General features: G+C 63.7%; 18 protein-coding genes. 8 read left to right on the top strand and 10 right to left on the bottom strand.

The window, feature by feature from the left end:
* Positions 1 to 4: 4 nt before the first annotated feature.
* From ACIP1G_RS08960 to ACIP1G_RS08950, 3 genes are read right to left on the bottom strand one after another with little or no spacing between them, the layout of a single operon-like run.
* Positions 5 to 331 (bottom strand): DUF3325 domain-containing protein, encoded by a 327-nt coding sequence (locus tag ACIP1G_RS08960; RefSeq protein WP_400735611.1) that lies wholly within the window; start codon positions 329 to 331, stop codon positions 5 to 7.
* Positions 331 to 1908 (bottom strand): PepSY-associated TM helix domain-containing protein, encoded by a 1578-nt coding sequence (locus ACIP1G_RS08955; protein WP_400735609.1) that lies wholly within the window; start codon positions 1906 to 1908, stop codon positions 331 to 333. The genes ACIP1G_RS08960 and ACIP1G_RS08955 overlap by 1 nt, the downstream gene beginning before the upstream one ends.
* The gene (locus ACIP1G_RS08950; protein ID WP_400735608.1) at positions 1905 to 2210 is read right to left on the bottom strand and encodes a DUF3649 domain-containing protein; all 306 of its coding nucleotides are present in this window, start codon (positions 2208 to 2210) and stop codon (positions 1905 to 1907) included. The genes ACIP1G_RS08955 and ACIP1G_RS08950 overlap by 4 nt, the downstream gene beginning before the upstream one ends.
* 271 nt (positions 2211 to 2481) lie before the next feature.
* Between ACIP1G_RS08950 and ACIP1G_RS08945 the strand changes: the two genes are divergently transcribed.
* The 5 genes from ACIP1G_RS08945 (at position 2482) to ACIP1G_RS08925 (ending at position 7527) form a co-directional block, all read left to right on the top strand.
* Complete coding sequence (locus tag ACIP1G_RS08945) at positions 2482 to 3027, top strand: sigma-70 family RNA polymerase sigma factor (protein WP_400735606.1); 546 nt, start codon at positions 2482 to 2484, stop codon at positions 3025 to 3027.
* On the top strand, positions 3024 to 3944 hold the full coding sequence (locus tag ACIP1G_RS08940) for a FecR domain-containing protein (RefSeq protein WP_400735604.1): 921 nt from the start codon (positions 3024 to 3026) through the stop codon (positions 3942 to 3944). The genes ACIP1G_RS08945 and ACIP1G_RS08940 overlap by 4 nt, the downstream gene beginning before the upstream one ends.
* A gap of 186 nt (positions 3945 to 4130) precedes the next feature.
* Positions 4131 to 6455 carry a TonB-dependent Fe(3+) dicitrate receptor FecA gene (gene fecA, locus ACIP1G_RS08935; protein WP_400735602.1) on the top strand — a complete coding sequence of 775 codons (2325 nt, stop codon included), beginning with the start codon at positions 4131 to 4133 and terminating at the stop codon, positions 6453 to 6455.
* Positions 6456 to 6766: 311 nt separating this feature from the next.
* Positions 6767 to 7114, top strand: coding sequence for an HPF/RaiA family ribosome-associated protein (locus tag ACIP1G_RS08930; RefSeq protein WP_110742537.1), 348 nt, complete (start codon positions 6767 to 6769; stop codon positions 7112 to 7114).
* Positions 7115 to 7236: 122 nt separating this feature from the next.
* Complete coding sequence (locus ACIP1G_RS08925; RefSeq protein ID WP_400735600.1) at positions 7237 to 7527, top strand: DUF3509 domain-containing protein; 291 nt, start codon at positions 7237 to 7239, stop codon at positions 7525 to 7527.
* Positions 7528 to 7530: 3 nt separating this feature from the next.
* On the opposite strand, the gene ACIP1G_RS08920 is transcribed toward ACIP1G_RS08925, so the two are convergent.
* The gene (locus tag ACIP1G_RS08920; protein ID WP_264311624.1) at positions 7531 to 8001 is read right to left on the bottom strand and encodes a phosphate-starvation-inducible protein PsiE; all 471 of its coding nucleotides are present in this window, start codon (positions 7999 to 8001) and stop codon (positions 7531 to 7533) included.
* A 632-nt stretch (positions 8002 to 8633) separates the two neighbouring features.
* Between ACIP1G_RS08920 and ACIP1G_RS08915 the strand changes: the two genes are divergently transcribed.
* Complete coding sequence (locus ACIP1G_RS08915; RefSeq protein WP_016489064.1) at positions 8634 to 8897, top strand: YebG family protein; 264 nt, start codon at positions 8634 to 8636, stop codon at positions 8895 to 8897.
* A 92-nt stretch (positions 8898 to 8989) separates the two neighbouring features.
* Here ACIP1G_RS08915 and ACIP1G_RS08910 read toward each other — a convergent pair whose 3' ends face one another.
* Complete coding sequence (locus ACIP1G_RS08910; protein ID WP_400735599.1) at positions 8990 to 10009, bottom strand: Leu/Phe/Val dehydrogenase; 1020 nt, start codon at positions 10007 to 10009, stop codon at positions 8990 to 8992.
* A gap of 125 nt (positions 10010 to 10134) precedes the next feature.
* Here ACIP1G_RS08910 and ACIP1G_RS08905 point away from each other — a divergent pair, with 125 nt between their 5' ends.
* Positions 10135 to 10941, top strand: a complete 807-nt coding sequence (locus ACIP1G_RS08905) for a SirB1 family protein (RefSeq protein WP_400735597.1) — start codon at positions 10135 to 10137, stop codon at positions 10939 to 10941.
* Here the strand turns inward: ACIP1G_RS08905 and maiA are convergent.
* From maiA to hmgA, 3 genes are read right to left on the bottom strand one after another with little or no spacing between them, the layout of a single operon-like run.
* Positions 10935 to 11567 carry a maleylacetoacetate isomerase gene (gene maiA, locus ACIP1G_RS08900; protein WP_400735595.1) on the bottom strand — a complete coding sequence of 211 codons (633 nt, stop codon included), beginning with the start codon at positions 11565 to 11567 and terminating at the stop codon, positions 10935 to 10937. The two genes, ACIP1G_RS08905 and maiA, sit on opposite strands and share 7 nt — an antisense overlap.
* Positions 11568 to 11579: 12 nt before the next feature.
* Entirely contained in the window at positions 11580 to 12872 is a 1293-nt protein-coding gene (fahA, locus tag ACIP1G_RS08895) for a fumarylacetoacetase (RefSeq protein WP_400735593.1), read from the bottom strand.
* Between the two features lie 3 nt (positions 12873 to 12875).
* Positions 12876 to 14177, bottom strand: a complete 1302-nt coding sequence (hmgA, locus tag ACIP1G_RS08890) for a homogentisate 1,2-dioxygenase (protein WP_400735591.1) — start codon at positions 14175 to 14177, stop codon at positions 12876 to 12878.
* A gap of 174 nt (positions 14178 to 14351) precedes the next feature.
* Between hmgA and ACIP1G_RS08885 the strand changes: the two genes are divergently transcribed.
* The gene (locus ACIP1G_RS08885) at positions 14352 to 15134 is read left to right on the top strand and encodes an IclR family transcriptional regulator (protein WP_400735589.1); all 783 of its coding nucleotides are present in this window, start codon (positions 14352 to 14354) and stop codon (positions 15132 to 15134) included.
* A gap of 351 nt (positions 15135 to 15485) precedes the next feature.
* Here the strand turns inward: ACIP1G_RS08885 and ACIP1G_RS08880 are convergent, their stop codons facing one another.
* Both ACIP1G_RS08880 and ACIP1G_RS08875 read right to left on the bottom strand, forming a co-directional pair.
* Positions 15486 to 16400 (bottom strand): SDR family oxidoreductase, encoded by a 915-nt coding sequence (locus ACIP1G_RS08880; RefSeq protein ID WP_400735587.1) that lies wholly within the window; start codon positions 16398 to 16400, stop codon positions 15486 to 15488.
* A 114-nt stretch (positions 16401 to 16514) separates the two neighbouring features.
* On the bottom strand, positions 16515 to 17420 hold the full coding sequence (locus ACIP1G_RS08875) for an alpha/beta fold hydrolase (RefSeq protein ID WP_400735585.1): 906 nt from the start codon (positions 17418 to 17420) through the stop codon (positions 16515 to 16517).
* Positions 17421 to 17751 lie beyond the last annotated feature (331 nt).

Raw genomic sequence — 17751 nt, 5'->3', positions numbered from 1 at the left:
AGGGTCACACAGCGAACACGGCCAGCAACGGTCCGAACACCACGCTGACGGCGGCTACGCCCAGCAGCAGGCGCGGCTGGTATGGCAGGCCAAATACCCAAAGGGTCACCCCAGCCATCATCACCGCCGTCCACTCCACCAGGCCATGGGCCCAACCGCGCAGCTGCACGCTGAGCATTAGCGATAGCATCAGCAACAGCCAACCGGCGATCCGCAGCAGGCCCAGCTGCCCTGGGCGTGGCTTGCGCCCAAGCAGGTCACTGAAGTGTCTTTCCATGGCCAGGCACAGGGCGACGAAGCCTGCGAATGCGATCAGTGCGTTACCCAGCATCAGCTTGCCTCCGCTGTTTCAACGCTCGGTTTTTTTACCGCTCGCGCTGGGCGCTTGGCCACGGGCTTGGGGCTGCGCAGCATCTTGCCGGCCAGCCAGGCCAGGAACAGGCCCGTGCCAAATGCCGTCAGGTCGAAGCCGGCCATGGCCCAGTCACCCTCCAGTAACGAATGGTTCAGGCCCCGGTTGGTGGTCAGGCCATTGAGCAGCGGCAGCAAGGCAAAAGCCAGCGCGCCCAGTGCCAGTTGCTCGCCCCAGGCCCGGCGCCCGCTGCGCAGCACGGCATGCACCAGCGACAGCCCCCAGGCGATGAAGAAGGCGTTGACCTCCCAATCGCCCCGACCGTCGACGCCCATCGGGATCAGGCGGTTAGCCCAGAAGAAGCCCGCCACCGCCAGCAGCAGGCCGCTCATGCTGGCGATATTGAGCACCTCGACCAGGCGCAGCTCGCCCGGCAGGCGTTCGTGCTTGGCATGCTTGAGCTGGCGCTTGCCCAGCCACATCACCAGCCCGGTGCCGATCACCGCGGTACCGGCCACGCCGAAGAAGAAGTACAACCAGCGCAGCCAAGGCCCGGCGAAGTTGCCCATGTGCAGGCCGGCAAAGCTGAAGGCGGTCATCATCACCCCGCTCTCCGGCTTGCCCTGGCTCAACAGCGCACCGCTGGCGCCGTCGAAGGTCCAGTTGGTGCTGCGCCGATAGGCTACGTGGTCGGCGGCCGCTTGCGTGAAGGTGACGCGTGCATTGCTGTCACCCGGGTTCTGCACCTGGATGAAGCCGATACCCGCGCCCGGCTGCAGTTCCTGCACCTTGGCGTACAGATTCGGCAGCGCTACCAGTGGCGTGGCCACCTGGGCCGCCTTGGGTGCATCGTTGCGGCCGAACAGGTCGTTGAAGTACTTGCCGGTGTCATTGCCATAGCTGGCCATGATGCCCGCCGGCATCACCAGGTACATGAACAGCACCAGGCTGCTGTAGCTGATCATCAGGTGGAACGGCAGCACCAGCACACCGATGGCGTTGTGCCCGTCCAGCCAGGAGCGCTGGCCCTTGCCGGGGCGGAAGGTGAAGAACTCCTTGAAGATCTTCTTGTGGGTGATGATGCCGGTAACCAGCCCCAGCAGCATGATGAAGGCGCAGAAAGTCGACAGCCAACGGCCGAACGGGTGCGGCATCTGCAGCTGGAAGTGGAAGCGGTAGAAGAACTCGCCACCACGGCTTTCGCGTGCCGCCACCGGCTGACCAGTCTGGCTGTCGAGGGTTTTGCTCTCGAAGCCGCGCGGCCCGCCATTGGGTTCGCGATAGCCCACATTCAGGTCAGCCTCGCGTGCGTTGGGCAGGCGGATGAACCAGTTGGCGGAATGCCCGGCATTGTCCTGCAGGAAACGCTGGGCCACGCCCAGGCTATGCGCCGGGTCCAGCGTGTGGTTGCGCACTTCGGGCTGCGTCCAGTGGGTGATTTCGTCCTTGAAGTACGACAGCGTGCCGGTGAGGAAGATGGCGAACAGCAGCCAGCCGAAGATCAAGCCGGTCCATGTGTGCAGCCAGGCCATGGCCTGGCGGAAGCCTTCTTTCATGGGTTTTTCATCCAGTAGGCAATGCCGCTGATCATGCCCAGCAGCAAGCTTGGCGCCAGCACGCCCAGCCAGGCACGCCAGGCGCTGCGGCAAGCGAAGCACCAGATGAACGCTAGCAGGTAGAAGACGAACGACAGCAGCAGGCCGATCAGCGTGGCATCGACCTTCGGCATGGGTGCCACCAAGGCAATGCAGGCGCTGGCCATGGACGCCAGCAGGTAGCCGCCCAACAGCGCAGCGAGGCTGCGTGAGGTCACGGCCAGGCGATAGCTGAGCGGCAGGCCGGCGGTTTTGCGCGTCATGGCGAAGGTCCGGGCGTTTTCGGGGCTGCAATAATAATGATTTCAATTCTCATAAGCAAAGCCCGCGCGATAGGTTTCCGCTTCGCTCCGAGTCTACGCCGGCCCCCTATGTAGGAGCGGCCTTGTGTCGCGATAGGGCCGCAGAGCGGCCCCGGCAATGCATGCGGTGAAGCTGAAATCCTGGGGCCACTGCGCAGCCCTATCGCGACACAAGGCCGCTCCTACAGTTGACCGCGCCAAGCAATTGCCGAGAAAGCTGGCTATCAATATCATGCGAACAATTCTTACTACCAGTTGCGCAATAAGGCGCCGGAGTATCACGGTGCCCAGCGCGCTCTCTTCCACGGTCGAAGGCCTCTACCACGCCCATCACAACTGGCTCACCGGCTGGTTGCGCCGTCGCCTGGGCTGCCCGCAGAGTGCTGCCGACCTGGCCCAGGACACCTACCTGCGCCTGCTCCAGGCCCGCGAAGCACCACAGCTGGTCGAGCCGCGAGCGTTCCTCGCCACCGTGGCAAAGCGCGTACTGTGCAACCACTTTCGCCGCCAGGAGCTGGAGCGCGCCTACCTGCAGGCCCTGGCCCAGGTGCCGGAACAGCTGGCACCCTGTGAAGAGCAGAAAGCGATCATCTTCGAGACCCTGCTGGAGCTCGACCGCTTGCTGGATGGCCTGCCAGTGCTGGTCAAGCGTGCCTTCCTGATGGCCCAGGTCGATGGCCTGGGCCAAGGCGAAATCGCCCGTGAGCTGGGCATCTCGCTGGCCACGGTCAAGCGTTACCTGAGCAAGGCGGCCATGCGCTGCTACTTCGCCCTGTGAACGCCTCATTTTCCCCGCAGGTGGCGGAGCAGGCCGTGCACTGGTTGCTGGAGTCGCAGGGCGATGATTTTGGCCAGGCCCAGCAGCTGGCGTTTGACCACTGGTTGCAGGCTGACCAGGAGCACCAGCGGGCCTGGGCACATATTCAGCAGGTCAACCAGCGGCTGCGCGGTGTGTCGTCGCCGGTGGTGCACGCGACGCTGCAAGCCCCTCCCTCGCCGGCCCGGCGGCGGGCGCTCAAGGCATTGTTGCTGGTCGGTGTGGCCAGTGCCACCGGGCTTGGCCTGCAACAACACAGCCCTTTGCCCGGGCTGATGGCCGACTACCGCAGCCCGGTCGGCCAGCGCCGGCGCATGCAGCTGGACGATGGCAGCGTGCTGCAGCTCAACACCCGCAGTGCCGCCGACGTGCGCTCCGACGGCCAGCAGCGGTTGGTGAGGCTGTTCGAGGGTGAACTGGCATTGCAGGTGGCCAGCGATGCACGGCCGTTACTGTTGCGTACCGCCGAGGGCGCGCTGCGCCTGGACCGTGGGCGCTTCAACGTACGCCAGTTCGACGGTTACAGCGTGGTGTCGGTATTCGACGGGGTTGCCAGTGCAGGCGGGCAACCGCTGCTGGCCGGGCAACAGGCACGCTTCACGGGTGGTTGGCGGTCGCAGTCAGCGCTCGACCGTAATGTCGGGGCCTGGGTCGACGGCATGCTGGTGGCATCGCAAATGCGCCTGGCCGAGTTCCTCGCCGAGCTTGGGCGTTATCGCCATGGGCAGTTGAGCTGTAGCGAGCGGGTTGCCGACTTGCGTATTTCCGGGTCGTATCCGCTGGATGACAGCGAGCGCATCCTGCAGATGCTGGAGGTGGCGCTGCCGGTACGGGTACGGCGGTTTACCCGGTATTGGGTGACGGTGGATGTGGGGTGAGTCTCAGGTGCTCGCCGCGAGTTGTGCAGGGGGGCGGATATCGAGCGCCGCCCGCGCGGCGCTCGATCTCACAGCCAATACAACCCTCATGACAAACACCCCGCCAAAAAAACTTCGATTGACCTGAGCCATTTTCCCAACCTCGCGTGACAGACATGGCAGAACCCTCTTTTCAGGACCCGACCCATGCCGTTGCGCCCCAGCCCACTCGTTCACGCCCTGCTGCTCAGCACCACCCTTGTGCTGGCCATGCCTGCCGCCCACGCCGAAACCCGCAGCTACCACATCGCCGCTGGCTCGCTTGAAGACGCCCTCAACCAGTTCGGCCGTGAAAGCGGTGCACTGATCTCGTTCGGCTCGCAACTGACCCAAGGTATGAACACTCAAGGCCTGGATGGCCAGTACGATGTGCGCCAGGGCCTCGATGCACTGCTACGTGGCAGCGGCCTGCAGGCGCGGCAGGAAACCGATAACGCCTTCAGCCTGCAACCTGCCGCCAGCCCAGCAGCAGATGGTGCCGTCGAGCTGGGCGCCTCGACCGTGGTCGGCGACTGGCTGGCCGAAGCGCAGCAGGACAATGTGTTCGAGCACCCCGGCGCCCGCGACGTGGTGCGCCGCGAAGCGTTCGAACGCAACGGCGCCACCACCGCCCGCGAGGTGCTCAACCGCATCCCCGGGGTCAACGCTCCGGACAACAACGGCACTGGCAGCCACGACCTCGCGCTGAACTTTGGCATTCGCGGCCTCAACCCGCGCCTGGCATCGCGTTCGACCGTGCTGATGGATGGCATCCCGGTGCCCTTCGCCCCGTATGGCCAGCCGCAGCTTTCGCTGGCACCGTTGAGCATGGGCAACATGGACGCCGTGGATGTGGTGCGCGGCGGTGGCGCAGTACGTTATGGCCCACAGAACGTCGGCGGTATCGTCAACTTCGTGACCCGGGCAATCCCCGAACAGGCCACGTTCAAGGCCGCCATGCAGAACCAGATCAGCCCGTCCTCCAGCCACGACGGGTTCAAGAACAGCGCCAACCTGCTGGTCGGCGGCACCAACGCCAACGGCCTGGGCGGCGCCCTGCTGTACTCCGGCACCCGTGGTGGCGACTGGCGCGAGCATAGCGACACACAGATCGACGACCTGATTCTCAAGGGCAAGCTGCAACTGGACGAGGCCAACAGCCTGCACGCCATGGCCCAGTACTACGAGGGCGAAGCCGAGATGCCCGGGGGCCTGAGCACGGCCGACTTCGCTGCCGACCCGTACCAGTCGACGCGCCTGAAAGACAAGTTCTGGGGCCGCCGCACGCTGTTCAACTTCGGCTACGACTACAAGCAGGACGACCGCCAGTTCAGCGTCAACAGCTTCTTCACCAAGACCCTGCGCAGCGGCTACCTGGACCAGGGCAGCTTCGTGTCGCTGTCGCCACGCGAGTACTGGGTACGCGGCATCGAAACCCGCTTCTCGCAGGGCCTGGCCCTGGGCGACAGCTGGCATGAGCTGGGCGTCGGTTACCGTTACGTCAACGAAGCCGGCCACGAACTGCGCTTCCGTGAACCGACCAACGGCAACCTGCCGACCACCTCCAGCCGCAACGACCGCGACACCCGCGGCAGCACCGAAGCCCACGCCATCTACCTGGATGACCGCATCGACATCGGCCGCTGGACCATCACCCCGGGCGTACGCTACGAGATGATAGATTCCGAGCAGAGCAACAAGCTCAACGGCCAACGCTACCAGGGCAGCTACAACACTGCGCTGCCAGCGCTGAACGTGATGTACCACCTGACTGACAGCTGGAACCTGTATGCCAACACCGAGGGTTCGTTCGGCAGCGTGCAGTACAGCCAGATGCCCAACCGGGTCAGCAGCGGCGAAGTGAAGCCGGAAAAGGCGCGTACCTGGGAAGTGGGTACCCGTTATGACAGCGGTGACCTGCAGGCCGAGATCGGCGCGTTCCTGATCAACTTCGACAACCAGTACGAAAGCAACCAGACCAACGACTCGGTGATTGCCCGTGGTGAAACACGCCACCAGGGCATCGAGACCAGCATCCGCTACGCACTGGACGGCCTGAGCCCGGCGCTGGCCGGCTTCGACGTGCACGCCAGCTACGCCTTCGTCGATGCCACCATCCGTGAGGACGGGCCGAACAAGGGTAACCAGGTGCCGTTCTCGTCGCGGCACAAGGGCAACCTGGGGGTGGGCTATACCGAAGGGCCCTGGCAGCTGAACCTGGACGGTAGCTTCCAGAGCAGCCAGTACGCCGACAACGCCAATACCGGAACGGAAAGCGCCGATGGCAGCACCGGGCGCATCCCGGGCTACATGCTGGTCAGCACCCGCGCAGGGTATGACTTTGGCCCGCAGCTGTCGAACCTGAAGGTGGCGGTGGGGGTTAAGAACCTGTTCAACCGCGAGTACTACACACGCTCTTACGATGACAACAACAAGGGCAAGTATGTGGGCGAGCCGCGGACCTTGTATGTGCAGACGTCGGTGGAGTTCTGATATTTGCCCGAGGTGCGCGGGCACCTGTAGGAGCGGCCTTGTGTCGCGAAAGGGGTGCGAAGCGCCCCCAGGATTTCAGCTTCGCCACCTACATTGCCGGGGCCGCTTCGCGGCCCTTTCGCGACACAAGGCCGCTCCTACAGGGGATCGCGTTGCAAACAGCGGGGATTTGCAACAAGAAATTTATTTTCAAAAAGGGCTTGAATTCGTTTCGCCGTTGCCTGACCTTAGAGTCAAGAGGCGCAGAAATTCCAAGGGTCTCAAGGGCCTAGGCGCGTCTCCATGCGAGCAAGCTGAATAAGGATTGAATCATGCAAATCCAGGTCAACAGCAGCAACCATTTCGAAGGCAACGCCCGGCTCGACCAGTGGGTCCGCAGTACACTGGAAAGCTCACTTGAACGTTACGAGGACGACCTCACCCGCATCGAGGTGCACCTGCGCGACGAGAACGGCGCCAAGCCCGGACCGCATGACAAACGCTGCCAGATGGAGGCTCGCCCCAAAGGCCACCAACCGATTTCCGTGACCCACACCGCCACTTCGCTGGACCAGGCAGTCGACGGTGCTGCCACCAAGCTCAACCACGCGCTGGAACACTTCTACGGCAAGCTGCGCAGCAAGCGCGGCGCCCTGGAACTGAGTGACCCAGACGCCTGATTGGCAATGCAAGAACGCCCGGCCAGATGCCGGGCGTTTTCATTTGTACCGATCAATGGCGCTGAACCAACCCACGATTTCCCCGGTCAACCTCTGCACTCATTCACCGCAGAAGCACGACCATGAACAACCCATTCGAACGAATCAGTGCTGCATTCGCCCCCGAATACCGGGTCAACCTGAGCATTGCAAACCTCGATGGCAGCATCATGCTGACCCTGTCCGACGACGCCGGCGTGGTCGCCAAGCGCCTCATCACACAAGCCCAGCGCAACAACCCGGTGCGCCTGCAGCGGGTGATCGACAGCATCCGCCTGGGCCTGGCCATCGAACTGGGCCAGAACCCCATGCAAGTGCTGGCCGCGCTGACCCGCGACGCCCGTCACGCGCCGCGCCATTTCATGGCCAACTGAGGGCTACTTGCCCTCCTCCACTTCCTTGCCATTAGCGTCCAGCACCTTGGTCGAGGGGTAGCGGTACGAGGCATAGCGCACCACCAGGATCGAGAACGCCAGCAACAGGATGCCGCCGCACAGGTACAGCAGCCCTTCGTCCGGCGCCTTGTGGTGCGAAACATCGCCAATCAGCAGGCGGGTCAGCGCAGTGATTGCCACATACAGCAGGAAGCGGATCGGCATGTGGTTGGTCTTGAAGTAGATACCAACCATTGCCCCCAGCTCCAGGTAGATGAACAGCAGCAGGATGTCATCGACACTGATCCCGCCCTTGCCGAGCATATCCAGGAAAGTGACTACCGCCGCATAAGCGGTGATCGCGCCAATGCCGAACAGCGCCAGGTAATGGAAGGCCTCGACGCACAGGTTGCCCAGCGAGTCCGCCGAGCCGTGCAGGCCCTTGCGCAGCTTTTCTGCCCATTTGATGTTCACGATATTCCATTCCCCGATACGTCTTGAAGGATGATGCGTCACCGGTGTGACGCTTGTGCCATGCAGTTAAAGGGCCAGGCCCCTGCCTTGGAAGGCGGCCGATTGCCGCAGGGCACTTTGTGGCATGGTGGGTTTAGGGGACTGCGGAGTGTTCGGCGTGGCGGTTTCGGCGCCTGTGAATCGAGCGCCGAAGCGTTCGCCTCGACACATTCAGCGCCTGCGAGATCGAGCGCCGAAGCGTTCGCCTCAACACATTCAGCGCCTGCGAGATCGAGCGCCGCCCGCGCGGCGCTTCGCGGCTAAAGCCGCTCCTACATTTGTTTCGGGCCAGTCACTCCTGTGCCAGGCGCGCGCGACCGCCTTGTTTGTACGACGCAATATCGAGTCATGCGCCAAGGCGTTCGCGCGCAAATCCCACAGGAATAATTGGCCCGAAACAAACGTAGGAGCGGCTTTAGCCGCGAAGCGCCGCGCGGGCGGCGCTCGATCTCACAGGCGATAAAGATGTTGTGCCGGACACCCCGCAAAGCGCCACGCTACAATTTCTGCTTGCGAACCAACCAACATTGCCATTACTGTATATAGATACAGTAACCCGCAGCAAAACCAGCAAAAAGGCATAGAGGTGATGAATGGCCGTCGAAGTGGTGTACCGCAGCAGCCGCGACCCGGAGCGCTTGTTCATGGATAAGGCCGAAGCAGACCGTCACGACAAGATGCTCGAACTGGCCGAGCGCCTGGCCGAGGTGCTGCACAAAGCGGTGCCATCGCTGACCGAACAGCAGGTCGAGGAAGCCGGTATCTACATGGCCAAGAACCGCGATGTGTTCGCCCGGGCGTTCAAGAGCCAGCCGGATGCGTTGGCCGAGTTACTTGAGGGTGGTGCAGCCGAGTGATATCGGCGTCATGCAGCAATCTTCCGACGATCCGCGGGCTCTTGTAGGAGCGGGTTTACCCGCGAAGAGGCCGACAAAGCCAGTATCAACCTTCAGCCATAAAGCAACCGCTCCGCCAACATCTGCGCCACCCGCGCCGGCGAGCGCTTCTCAGCCTGCGCATGGCCAAACACTTCGGTCAGCCGTGAAGGTATCCGCGCCAGGTGCGCGGTGATGGTGCCCAGGTCTTCGCCACGATGGGTTAGCGCCACGTAAATCAACCCACCCGCATTAATCACATAATCAGGCGCATACAGTATCCCGCGCGATTCCAGCTGGTCGGCCACCTGCAAGGTGGTCAGCTGGTTGTTAGCCGCTCCTGCCACTGCCGCACAACGCAGCTGCATCACGCTCTGCCCGTTCAGCACCGGCCCCACACCACACGGGGCAAAGATGTCACAGGGGGTACTGATCAACGCATCGTTGGTCACCGGCTTGGCATCGAACTGTTCCATCGCCAGCCGCACACGGCCTGGGTCCAGGTCGCTCACCAGCAGTTCCGCGCCTACCGCATGCAGTTGCTCGGCCAGCGCATAACCGACATTGCCCAGCCCCTGCACCGCCACCCGCAGGCCTTTCAGGTCATCACTGCCAAGCCGGAACGAAGTGGTTGCACGGATACCGGCGAATACGCCCATCGCCGCATGCGGCGAGGGATCACCCGAAGCCGTGGTACTGGTCACGTGCTGTGTGCTCTGGGCTATGCAGTCCATGTCCACGGTCGAGGTGCCGCTGTCCACGGCGATGATGAAACGCCCTTGCAAGGTATCGATGAAGCGGCCAAAGGCCTCGAACAGTGCCGCGCGGTTTTCCACATGCGGGTTGCGCATGATCACTGCCTTGCCGCCACCCAGCGGCAGGCCGGCCAGCGCCGCCTTGTAGCTCATGCCCTGGGCCAGGCGAATGGCATCGGTCATGGCGCTTTCGTCATCGGCGTAAGGCAGGTAGCGGCAACCGCCCATGGCCGGGCCCAGCTGCTCGCTGTGAATCGCCACCACGGCCTTCAGGCCCGTGGACGGGTCGTTGAACAGGTGCAGTGACTGGGTACGGGTGCTTTGCATCAGTGCGAACATAGACGGGCTCCCCCAACGAGGTGCTCCTTCCAGTATAGGCACGGCACCGAGGCTGACGCCGCCGCCGGACCACTGGACGAAACCGCGCGCCATAGCTAATACTCAAGCGTGTGTGGAGAAGCCCCATGAAGCCACGTCAAGCCTGCCTGGCCTGCCTGGAACGCGAGCCTGTCGCCCTGCTGGAAGCCGCATTGTGGATTGCCGCCGAGCACGATCGTAGTGTCGAGCCCGCAGCCAGCCTTGCCACGCTGCACGACCTTCAGCGCGAAATCAGCAATAACCTGCCAATGCTGCCCTTGTGCGAACTGGCCCAGCCACTGCTGCGCCAGCTGAATGCGCTGGGCTTCCAGCAGGATGAATTCCACCCCCTGCGCCCGCATGCGGCGATGATGGACAAAGTCCTGCAACGCCGCCGTGGTCAGCCGCTGACCTTGGCCATTCTCGCCCTGGAGCTGGCCCGGCGCCTGTCCATTCCACTGGAAGGCGTGGGTTTCCCTGGCCACTTCCTGTTGCGCGTGCCAGGCGCCGATCACCTGCTAGACCCCTGTGGCGGCCGGCGCCTTTACCCCAACGATTGCCGTGAACTGCTGGCCCGCCAGTTTGGCCCGCATGTGGCGCTGACCGCTGAGCACATGCGCAGCGCCAGCCCGCTGCAGATGCTGCAACGCCTGTCACGCAACCTGCGCCAGTTGCACATCAGCAACGATAACCACCTGGCTGCGTTGGTCGATGCCGAGCGGGTCATGCAGCTGGGGCCGGCGCAGGTCAGCGACTACGTAACCCGCGCCTCGCTTTACCAACACCTGGACTGCCCGCATGCCGAGCGCTTCGACCTGGAGCATGCGTTACTGCTGACGGAAGACCCGGTCCAGCGCCTGAAGCTGTCCGAGCGCATCGGCAAGCTTCCGGCGGCGAACCGTTCGATTCACTGAGCCGGGCTGTCCGGCTGCTGGGCGGGGTGAGCCTGCTGGAACGCCGGGTGCCCAGCCGCCAGCGCAGCAACCCGCAAGATGCGCGGGAAGTTGCTGAGGTCGATGTTGAAGCGCTCGGCCGCGTACAACTGCGGGATCAGGTACACATCCGCCAGCCCCGGCTCATCGCCAAAGCAGTAACCGTGATCGCCAATCAGTTGCTCCACCGCCGCCAACCCCTGGCTGATCCAGTGGCTGATCCACTGGTTGACCTGGCCCTCATCCTGGCCAGCCTGGCGCAGCCGGTTGAGCACGCTGACGTTGTGCAGCGGGTGGACGTCGCAACCGATGATCGCCGCCACGCCACGCACCTTGGCGCGCGCCTCGGCCGTGGCAGGCAGCAGCGCAGGCTGTGGATAAACCTCTTCCAGGTATTCGATGATCGCCGGCGACTGCACCAGCAACTCACCGCCGTCGGTGCGCAAGGCCGGCACGCGGCCCTGCGGGTTGACGGCAACGTAGCCCGCACCGCGCTGCTCCCCCTGCAGCAGGTTGACCGGCAGGGACTGGTAAGCCAGCCCCTTCAGTGCCAGGGCAATGCGCACCCGGTAGGACGAGGTGGAACGGTAATAGGTGTACAGCTCCATGCCCCAGCCTCCTCAGTTGGCCGCGATGACCGTGCCACGGCATTCGCCGAAGCCGATGCTGGCTACGCCGTCACGCGTGCAGCGGGCACGCAGGATGATCTCGTCGCCGTCTTCGAGGAACTTGCGCACTTCGCCGCTGCCCAGCTGCACCGGTAGTTTTCCGCCTTCGGTGATCTCCAGCAGGCTGCCGAACGAACCTGCTGTGGCGCCCGACAAGGTGCCCGATCCGAACAGGTCGCCCGGCTGCAGTTGGCAGCCGTTGACACTGTGGTGCGCAACCAGCTGCGCGACGGTCCAGTACATGCTGCGGGTGTTGCTCAGGGTCAGGCGGTGTGGGGCAATGCCTTGCTCGCGCATGCGTTCGGTCAGCAACAGCACTTCAAGTTCGATATCGAATGCACCGTCGGCTTGGTCGCGCTTGTCCAGCAGGTACGACAGTGGCTGCGGGTCGCCTTCCGGGCGTGCCGGCTGGGCGCAGCGGAAGGGTTCCAGTGCTTCGGCGGTGACGACCCAGGGCGAGATGGTGGTAATGAAGCTCTTGGACAGGAACGGTCCCAATGGCTGGTATTCCCAGGCCTGGATATCGCGTGCCGACCAGTCATTGAGCAGGCACAGGCCGGCCACGTGTTCGGCGGCATCGCCTACCGGGATTGCCTGGCCCATGTCGTTGCCCTGGCCAATCCAGATGCCCAGCTCCAGCTCGTAGTCCAGCCGTGCGCAGGGGCCGAAGCTCGGCTCGGTGTGCCCGGCCGGCAATGTCTGGCCCTTGGGCCGGCGCACGTCGGTGCCGGACGGGCGGATGGTCGAGGCGCGGCCGTGATAACCGATCGGCACGTATTTGTAGTTGGGCAGCAGCGGGTTGTCGGGGCGGAACAGCTTGCCCACGTTCTTGGCGTGCTCGATGCCCACGTAGAAGTCGGTGTAATCACCGATCTGCGCCGGTACATGCAGCTGGCAGGCGCTGGCTGGGTACAACGCGGTCTGCAGCGCTGCCTGGTGTTCGCTGTGCTCGCCCAGCAGCACCTGCAGGCGCTCGCGCAGGGCGACACGGGCACTGCGGCCCAAGGCGAAGAATGCGTTCAGTGCCCCGCCGCGGGTGGCTTCGACGGCAGCCTTGGCGGCACCGTCGAACAGGCCGGCGGCCAGCACCGCTTCCAGGTCGAGGATGGCGTCGCCGATGGCCACGCCACAGCGCTTGGCTTCACCCGGCCGGTTGAAGATGCCCAATGGCAGGTTCTGCAACGGGAAATCGCTATGCCCGTTGGCGTGCTCGACCCAGCTACGGGCAATGGCGGTCTGGTTCATGGGTTATCTCCGGTTCGGGTTGAAGGTGCTCGGCAAGGTGGCCCAGCAACTATCGTAGTCGGCCTGCAATTGCAAGCATTCAAGGGCCTGCAGGCTCGGGCGCAGCACCTGGCTGGTCTCGAACATGAAGGCCATGGTGTTGTCGATCTTGTGCGGCGCCAGGTCGGCGGCAATGGCTTTTTCGCAGGTTTCGGCGTCGGGGCCGTGGGCGCTCATCACCCCGTGCAGCGAAGCACCGCCCGGCAGGAAGCCCTCGGCCTTGGCGTCGTAGGCACCGTTGATCAGGCCCATGAACTCGTTCATCAGGTTGCGGTGGAACCATGGTGGACGGAAGGTGTTCTCGGCCACCATCCAGCGTGGCGGGAAGATCACGAAGTCCATGTTGGCCAGGCCATGCACGCTGGTTGGCGAGGTCAGCACGGTGAAGATGGACGGGTCCGGGTGGTCGAAGCTGACCGTGCCGATGGTGTTGAAGCGGCGCAGGTCGTACTTGTACGGCACGTTGCTGCCGTGCCAGGCGACCACGTCCAGCGGCGAGTGCTGCAGTTCGCAGGCCCAGTGCTCGCCAAGGAACTTCTGCACCAGTTGCACCGGCCCTTCGGCTTCTTCGTAGTGCGCCACCGGGGTGAGGAAGTCACGCGGGTTGGCCAGGCCGTTGCTGCCGATCGGGCCCAGGTCCGGAATGCGCAGCGGTGCGCCGTGGTTTTCGGCGAGGTAGCCACGGGCTTGGCCATCGAGCAGTTCGACGCGGAATTTCATGCCGCGCGGGATCACCGCGATTTCCAGCGGTTCGACTTCCATCACACCCAGTTCGGTGGCAATGCGCAGGCGGCCTTGTTCCGGCACCAGCAGCAGTTCACCGTCGGCGTTGAAAAACACCCGCTCCATGGAGCGGTTGGCGCGGTAGATGTAGATGCTTACGCCGGCCGGTTTTTCCGCTGCGGCGTTGGCCACCATGGGCAGCCAGCCTTCGATGAAATCGGTCGGCTCGGCAGGAATCGGCTGGGGGCTCCAACGCAGGCGGTTGGGGTTGATGGACCCCAGTGGCCCGGTCAGCGGCTGGCGCGCCAGGCGTTCGAAACGTGGGTGCAATGCAGACGGGCGAATACGGTACAACCAAGTGCGGCGCAGCTCGCTGCGGGTCATGGTGAACGCCGTGCCCGAAAGCAGCTCGGCATACAGCCCGTAGGGGGCTTTCTGCGGCGAGTTCTGCCCGACCGGCAAGGCACCTGGCAGTGCTTCGCTGGCAAACTCGTTACCGAAGCCGCTGAGGTAGTGAAGGTCGGGTGAGGTGTCGCGATTCATCGATGCCTCCGGGCTCTGGCCGAGCCGTTGCTGGCAGCTGGCTGCTGGCCCTGGGTGGGGTGGCAGCGCGTCTGCATTGTTTTTATCGTAATCAGATTACGAATAACGTAATTTGCTCCGAGCAATGCGTCAAGCTATAAAGGCGCGACTTGAAGAATCCGGAAGAAGATGTCCATGGCCAAAGCCAGCTCCCCCGCCGACAACGGCAAGCAGAAAGTCCGCTCGGCGGAGGTCGGCACCGACATCCTCAAGGCCCTTGCCGAGCTCTCCCCTTCCACCTCGCTGTCACGCCTGGCAGAACATGTGCAGATGCCGGCGAGCAAGGTGCACCGCTACCTGCAGGCGTTGATTGCCAGCGGTTTTGCCGAGCAGGATGCGGCCACCAACCATTACGGCCTGGGGCGCGAGGCATTGCGGGTGGGGCTGGCGGCGCTGGGTAGCATCGACGTGCTGAAGATTGCCGCACTGCCGCTGTCGCAACTGCGCGATGAACTGAACGAGAGCTGCTTCATTGCCGTATGGGGTAACCAGGGCGCGACCGTGGTCAGCATTGAACCGGCGGTGCGTGCGGTCACCGTGGTGACGCAGATCGGTTCGGTACTGCCGCTGCTAACGTCATCCACCGGCCTGGTATTCGCCGCCTATTTGCCCGAGCGCGAGACCGTGGAGTTGCGCGACCAGGAGCTGGCCGCCCTGCAGCACAGTGCCGACGACTACCAGGCGGTACTGGCGGGCATTCGCGAACGTGGCCTGCACCATGTGCATGGGCTGCTGATGCCAGGCGTCGATGCGCTGTCGGCGCCAGTGTTCAATGCCATGGGGCACGTCGCTGCGGTAATGACCGTGGTCGGGCCTACCTCGATCTTCCATGCCGACGAGCATGGCCCGGCGGCGCAAAGGCTACTGGCGGCAGCGCGGGAAACCAGCTGGCGCATGGGCTATTCGCCCGCTGGCTGAGCGCCTGCGGCACTATTGCCCGATACGTAAAGGTGAATGTCATAAGCGGCTATTTTTCCTACAGGATCAAGCGCTTATTCTTAACTCACTGGCCGGCATGAAGGGCACTCCCCCGCTTTTTCATGCCTGCGAGGTTCACCGACGTAGATTTTGAAGCTCCTTGATCTGACGTCTCGATTGGCCGCTGCGGCTTGCAGCGGCCTTTTTTATTTGCCCTGAAAACACCTTCTCCTGTGCCGGCCTCTTCGCGGGTAAACCCGCTCCCACAGGTACGCCACATGCCTTCGGGCCCGTGATATCCCTGTGGGAGCGGGTTTACCCGCGAAGAGGTCGGCACAGGCAATACAGGATTCAGCCCAGCGGGTACTTCTGCAGATTCATCATCATCTGCTGCAGCGCTTGCAGGCTGTCCTGCGGATGCACCGCCCCATCGAAGTCGCCAATCCGTGCCCAGCTCTCCGCAACCTGCTCCGGGGTAAAGCCTTCGCGCGGATCAAAGCCCACCCCCAGGCTGCGCTCCCAGCGCACCTTGCCGACCCAGCCACCGCCCACTTCGAACAGTTCACCGGTGCCCTGGCACTGCTCGCTGCCCAGGTACACCACCAGCGGGCTGACCAGCTCCGGCTTGAGCCGCTCGAACACCTGGGGCGGGATCAGCCCTTCGGTCATGCGGGTGCCGCCCGTAGGGGCGATGGCATTGACCAGGATGCCATGCTTGCGCCCTTCGATGGCCAAGGTGCGGGTCAGCCCATACAGGCCCAGCTTGGCCATGCCGTAGTTGGCCTGGCCGAAGTTGCCGTAGATGCCGGAGGTAGAGGCGGTAAAGATCACCCGCCCCCAGTTCTGCTCGCGCAGGTGCGGCCAGGCGGCACGGGTAACTTTGTAGGCACCCTCGACGTGCACCTGGTAGACCTGCTCCCAGTCGCTGTCATCCATCTTGTGGAAGGTCTTGTCGCGCAAGATGCCAGCATTGTTCACCAGCACATCGACCCGGCCGAAACTGTCCAGCGCCTGCTCGACGATACGTGCGCCGTGGCTGACCGAGTCATGGTTGGCAATGGCGCTGCCACCGGCGGCTCGGATCTCCTCCACCACCCGGTCAGCGGCAGAGGCGCTGGCACCTTCACCGTGGGTGGAACCGCCCAGGTCGTTGACCACGACCCTGGCACCACGCGCGGCGAACAGCAGCGCATGGGCACGGCCAAGGCCGCCACCGGCTCCGGTGACGATCACCACGCGATCTTGCAGACGGACAGGCTCGCTCATGCTCAGGGCTCCAGGCAGGTTCAGGTCAGCCGAGTGTCCGCCGCCAGCAGCAAGCGGACAATCAAGCTCACGCAGGCTGAATGCCTGGCAATAACGCAGGGCGATGGGGCCCGGTCAGGACCACGCCACCTTCTGCTGGGGGAAGCTCAGCGGTGGTTCACGAAAAGCCAGGTAGTGGCGCAACACCTGCATCGGCGCTTCGGTATGCGGATAATGGCCGATGCCGTGCAACTGCACGGTGTCTGGCTGCGGCACCAGTTGCCGGTAACGTTCGACCATGTGTACACCGGACAGCGGATCGACCGCGCCGTTGATAAAGCGCAATGGCACGCCTTCGCGCTGCATCGCCCCGACCCAGCGTTCACGGCGCAACCTGCGCTCGGTCATGTAGCCCACCAGCTTGTGCAGAATGCGCGTGCCCCGGTTGGCAACGATCAGGCTCCAGCAGTCATCCAGCGCGCTTTCACTGGGGTGAGTGCAAGGGCCGTAGACCTGGGTCACGTTGCGTACCAGGTCATCACGCCCGAACGAGCGCCCCACCAGCCAGCCCACACGGCTGAGCAGCAGCTTCTGGATCAGCAGCATGCGGCAGCTTTCGGGGAACAGCCCGCTGTTGAGGAATACGCAGCTGGCAATGTCGGCACGCTGTTCATGGTGCCGCGCCAGCAGCTCCTGGGCCACACTGCCGCCGTAGTCATGGGCCAGCAAATGCACCGGCTGGTCGACCTGCAGGTGGTTTAGCAAAGCCTGCTGCAAGTCCGCCTGCTCCATCAGGCTGTAGGTGTGATCGACCGGTTTGGCCGAATCGCCAAAGCCAAGCATGTCGCAGGCGATCACCCGGAAGCGCTGGGCCAAGGGCCCCCACAGGTAGTGCCAGTCCCAACTGGCGGTGGGGAAACCGTGTAACAGAAGCAGGGGCTCTCCTTGCCCTGCGGTCCAGTAGCGGATGCTCTGGCCCCGGAAAGTGAAACTCTGTCCCCGGGTACGCCAGACGCACAATGGAATTTCGGCCATAGGCATCAGAACGGTCCCGGTGAAGTGGTGTTGGCGGAATAGGGCAAGGCTGCGGTCATTGCATGTCACCTCGGCACTTACATGTGCTCTCTATGTCGAGGCTGAGCATAGCCAGTAGCCCATAGGCTGGAAGTTGCATTGCCAGCCAGCTTGATGACTAAGCGAGTCAGTGGCACGAACGGTCAGGGCTGCATGGCCAGCCGTGGTGCCGGAGTGGTGGCTTGTCACAACATTTTTATCGGCTTTGAGATCGAGCGCCGCCCGCGCGGCGCTTCGCAGCACAAGGCTGCTCCTACATCTGTTTCGGGCCAGTCACGCCTGTGAGGTCACCGCTGTC

Source organism: Pseudomonas sp. NPDC089392 (assembly GCF_044749595.1).
In the GTDB taxonomy this organism is placed as follows: Bacteria; Pseudomonadota; Gammaproteobacteria; order Pseudomonadales; family Pseudomonadaceae; genus Aquipseudomonas.
The sequence above is the reverse complement of the archived record's forward strand: the minus strand, read 5'-3'. Positions and strand labels throughout refer to the sequence as shown.

Bases quoted from the DNA above. Each gene is read 5' to 3' on its own strand.
- ACIP1G_RS08930 (WP_110742537.1), top strand. From the start codon at position 6,767: ATGCAAATCCAGGTCAACAGCAGCAACCATTTCGAAGGCAACGCCCGG.
- maiA (WP_400735595.1), bottom strand. From the start codon at position 11,567: ATGGAGCTGTACACCTATTACCGTTCCACCTCGTCCTACCGGGTGCGC.
- ACIP1G_RS08945 (WP_400735606.1), top strand. From the start codon at position 2,482: ATGCGAACAATTCTTACTACCAGTTGCGCAATAAGGCGCCGGAGTATC.
- ACIP1G_RS08875 (WP_400735585.1), bottom strand. From the start codon at position 17,420: ATGCCTATGGCCGAAATTCCATTGTGCGTCTGGCGTACCCGGGGACAG.
- ACIP1G_RS08915 (WP_016489064.1), top strand. From the start codon at position 8,634: ATGGCCGTCGAAGTGGTGTACCGCAGCAGCCGCGACCCGGAGCGCTTG.
- ACIP1G_RS08955 (WP_400735609.1), bottom strand. From the start codon at position 1,908: ATGAAAGAAGGCTTCCGCCAGGCCATGGCCTGGCTGCACACATGGACC.
- ACIP1G_RS08885 (WP_400735589.1), top strand. From the start codon at position 14,352: ATGGCCAAAGCCAGCTCCCCCGCCGACAACGGCAAGCAGAAAGTCCGC.
- ACIP1G_RS08880 (WP_400735587.1), bottom strand. From the start codon at position 16,400: ATGAGCGAGCCTGTCCGTCTGCAAGATCGCGTGGTGATCGTCACCGGA.
- ACIP1G_RS08960 (WP_400735611.1), bottom strand. From the start codon at position 331: ATGCTGGGTAACGCACTGATCGCATTCGCAGGCTTCGTCGCCCTGTGC.
- hmgA (WP_400735591.1), bottom strand. From the start codon at position 14,177: ATGAATCGCGACACCTCACCCGACCTTCACTACCTCAGCGGCTTCGGT.
- ACIP1G_RS08950 (WP_400735608.1), bottom strand. From the start codon at position 2,210: ATGACGCGCAAAACCGCCGGCCTGCCGCTCAGCTATCGCCTGGCCGTG.
- fecA (WP_400735602.1), top strand. From the start codon at position 4,131: ATGCCGTTGCGCCCCAGCCCACTCGTTCACGCCCTGCTGCTCAGCACC.
- fahA (WP_400735593.1), bottom strand. From the start codon at position 12,872: ATGAACCAGACCGCCATTGCCCGTAGCTGGGTCGAGCACGCCAACGGG.
- ACIP1G_RS08905 (WP_400735597.1), top strand. From the start codon at position 10,135: ATGAAGCCACGTCAAGCCTGCCTGGCCTGCCTGGAACGCGAGCCTGTC.
- ACIP1G_RS08925 (WP_400735600.1), top strand. From the start codon at position 7,237: ATGAACAACCCATTCGAACGAATCAGTGCTGCATTCGCCCCCGAATAC.
- ACIP1G_RS08910 (WP_400735599.1), bottom strand. From the start codon at position 10,009: ATGTTCGCACTGATGCAAAGCACCCGTACCCAGTCACTGCACCTGTTC.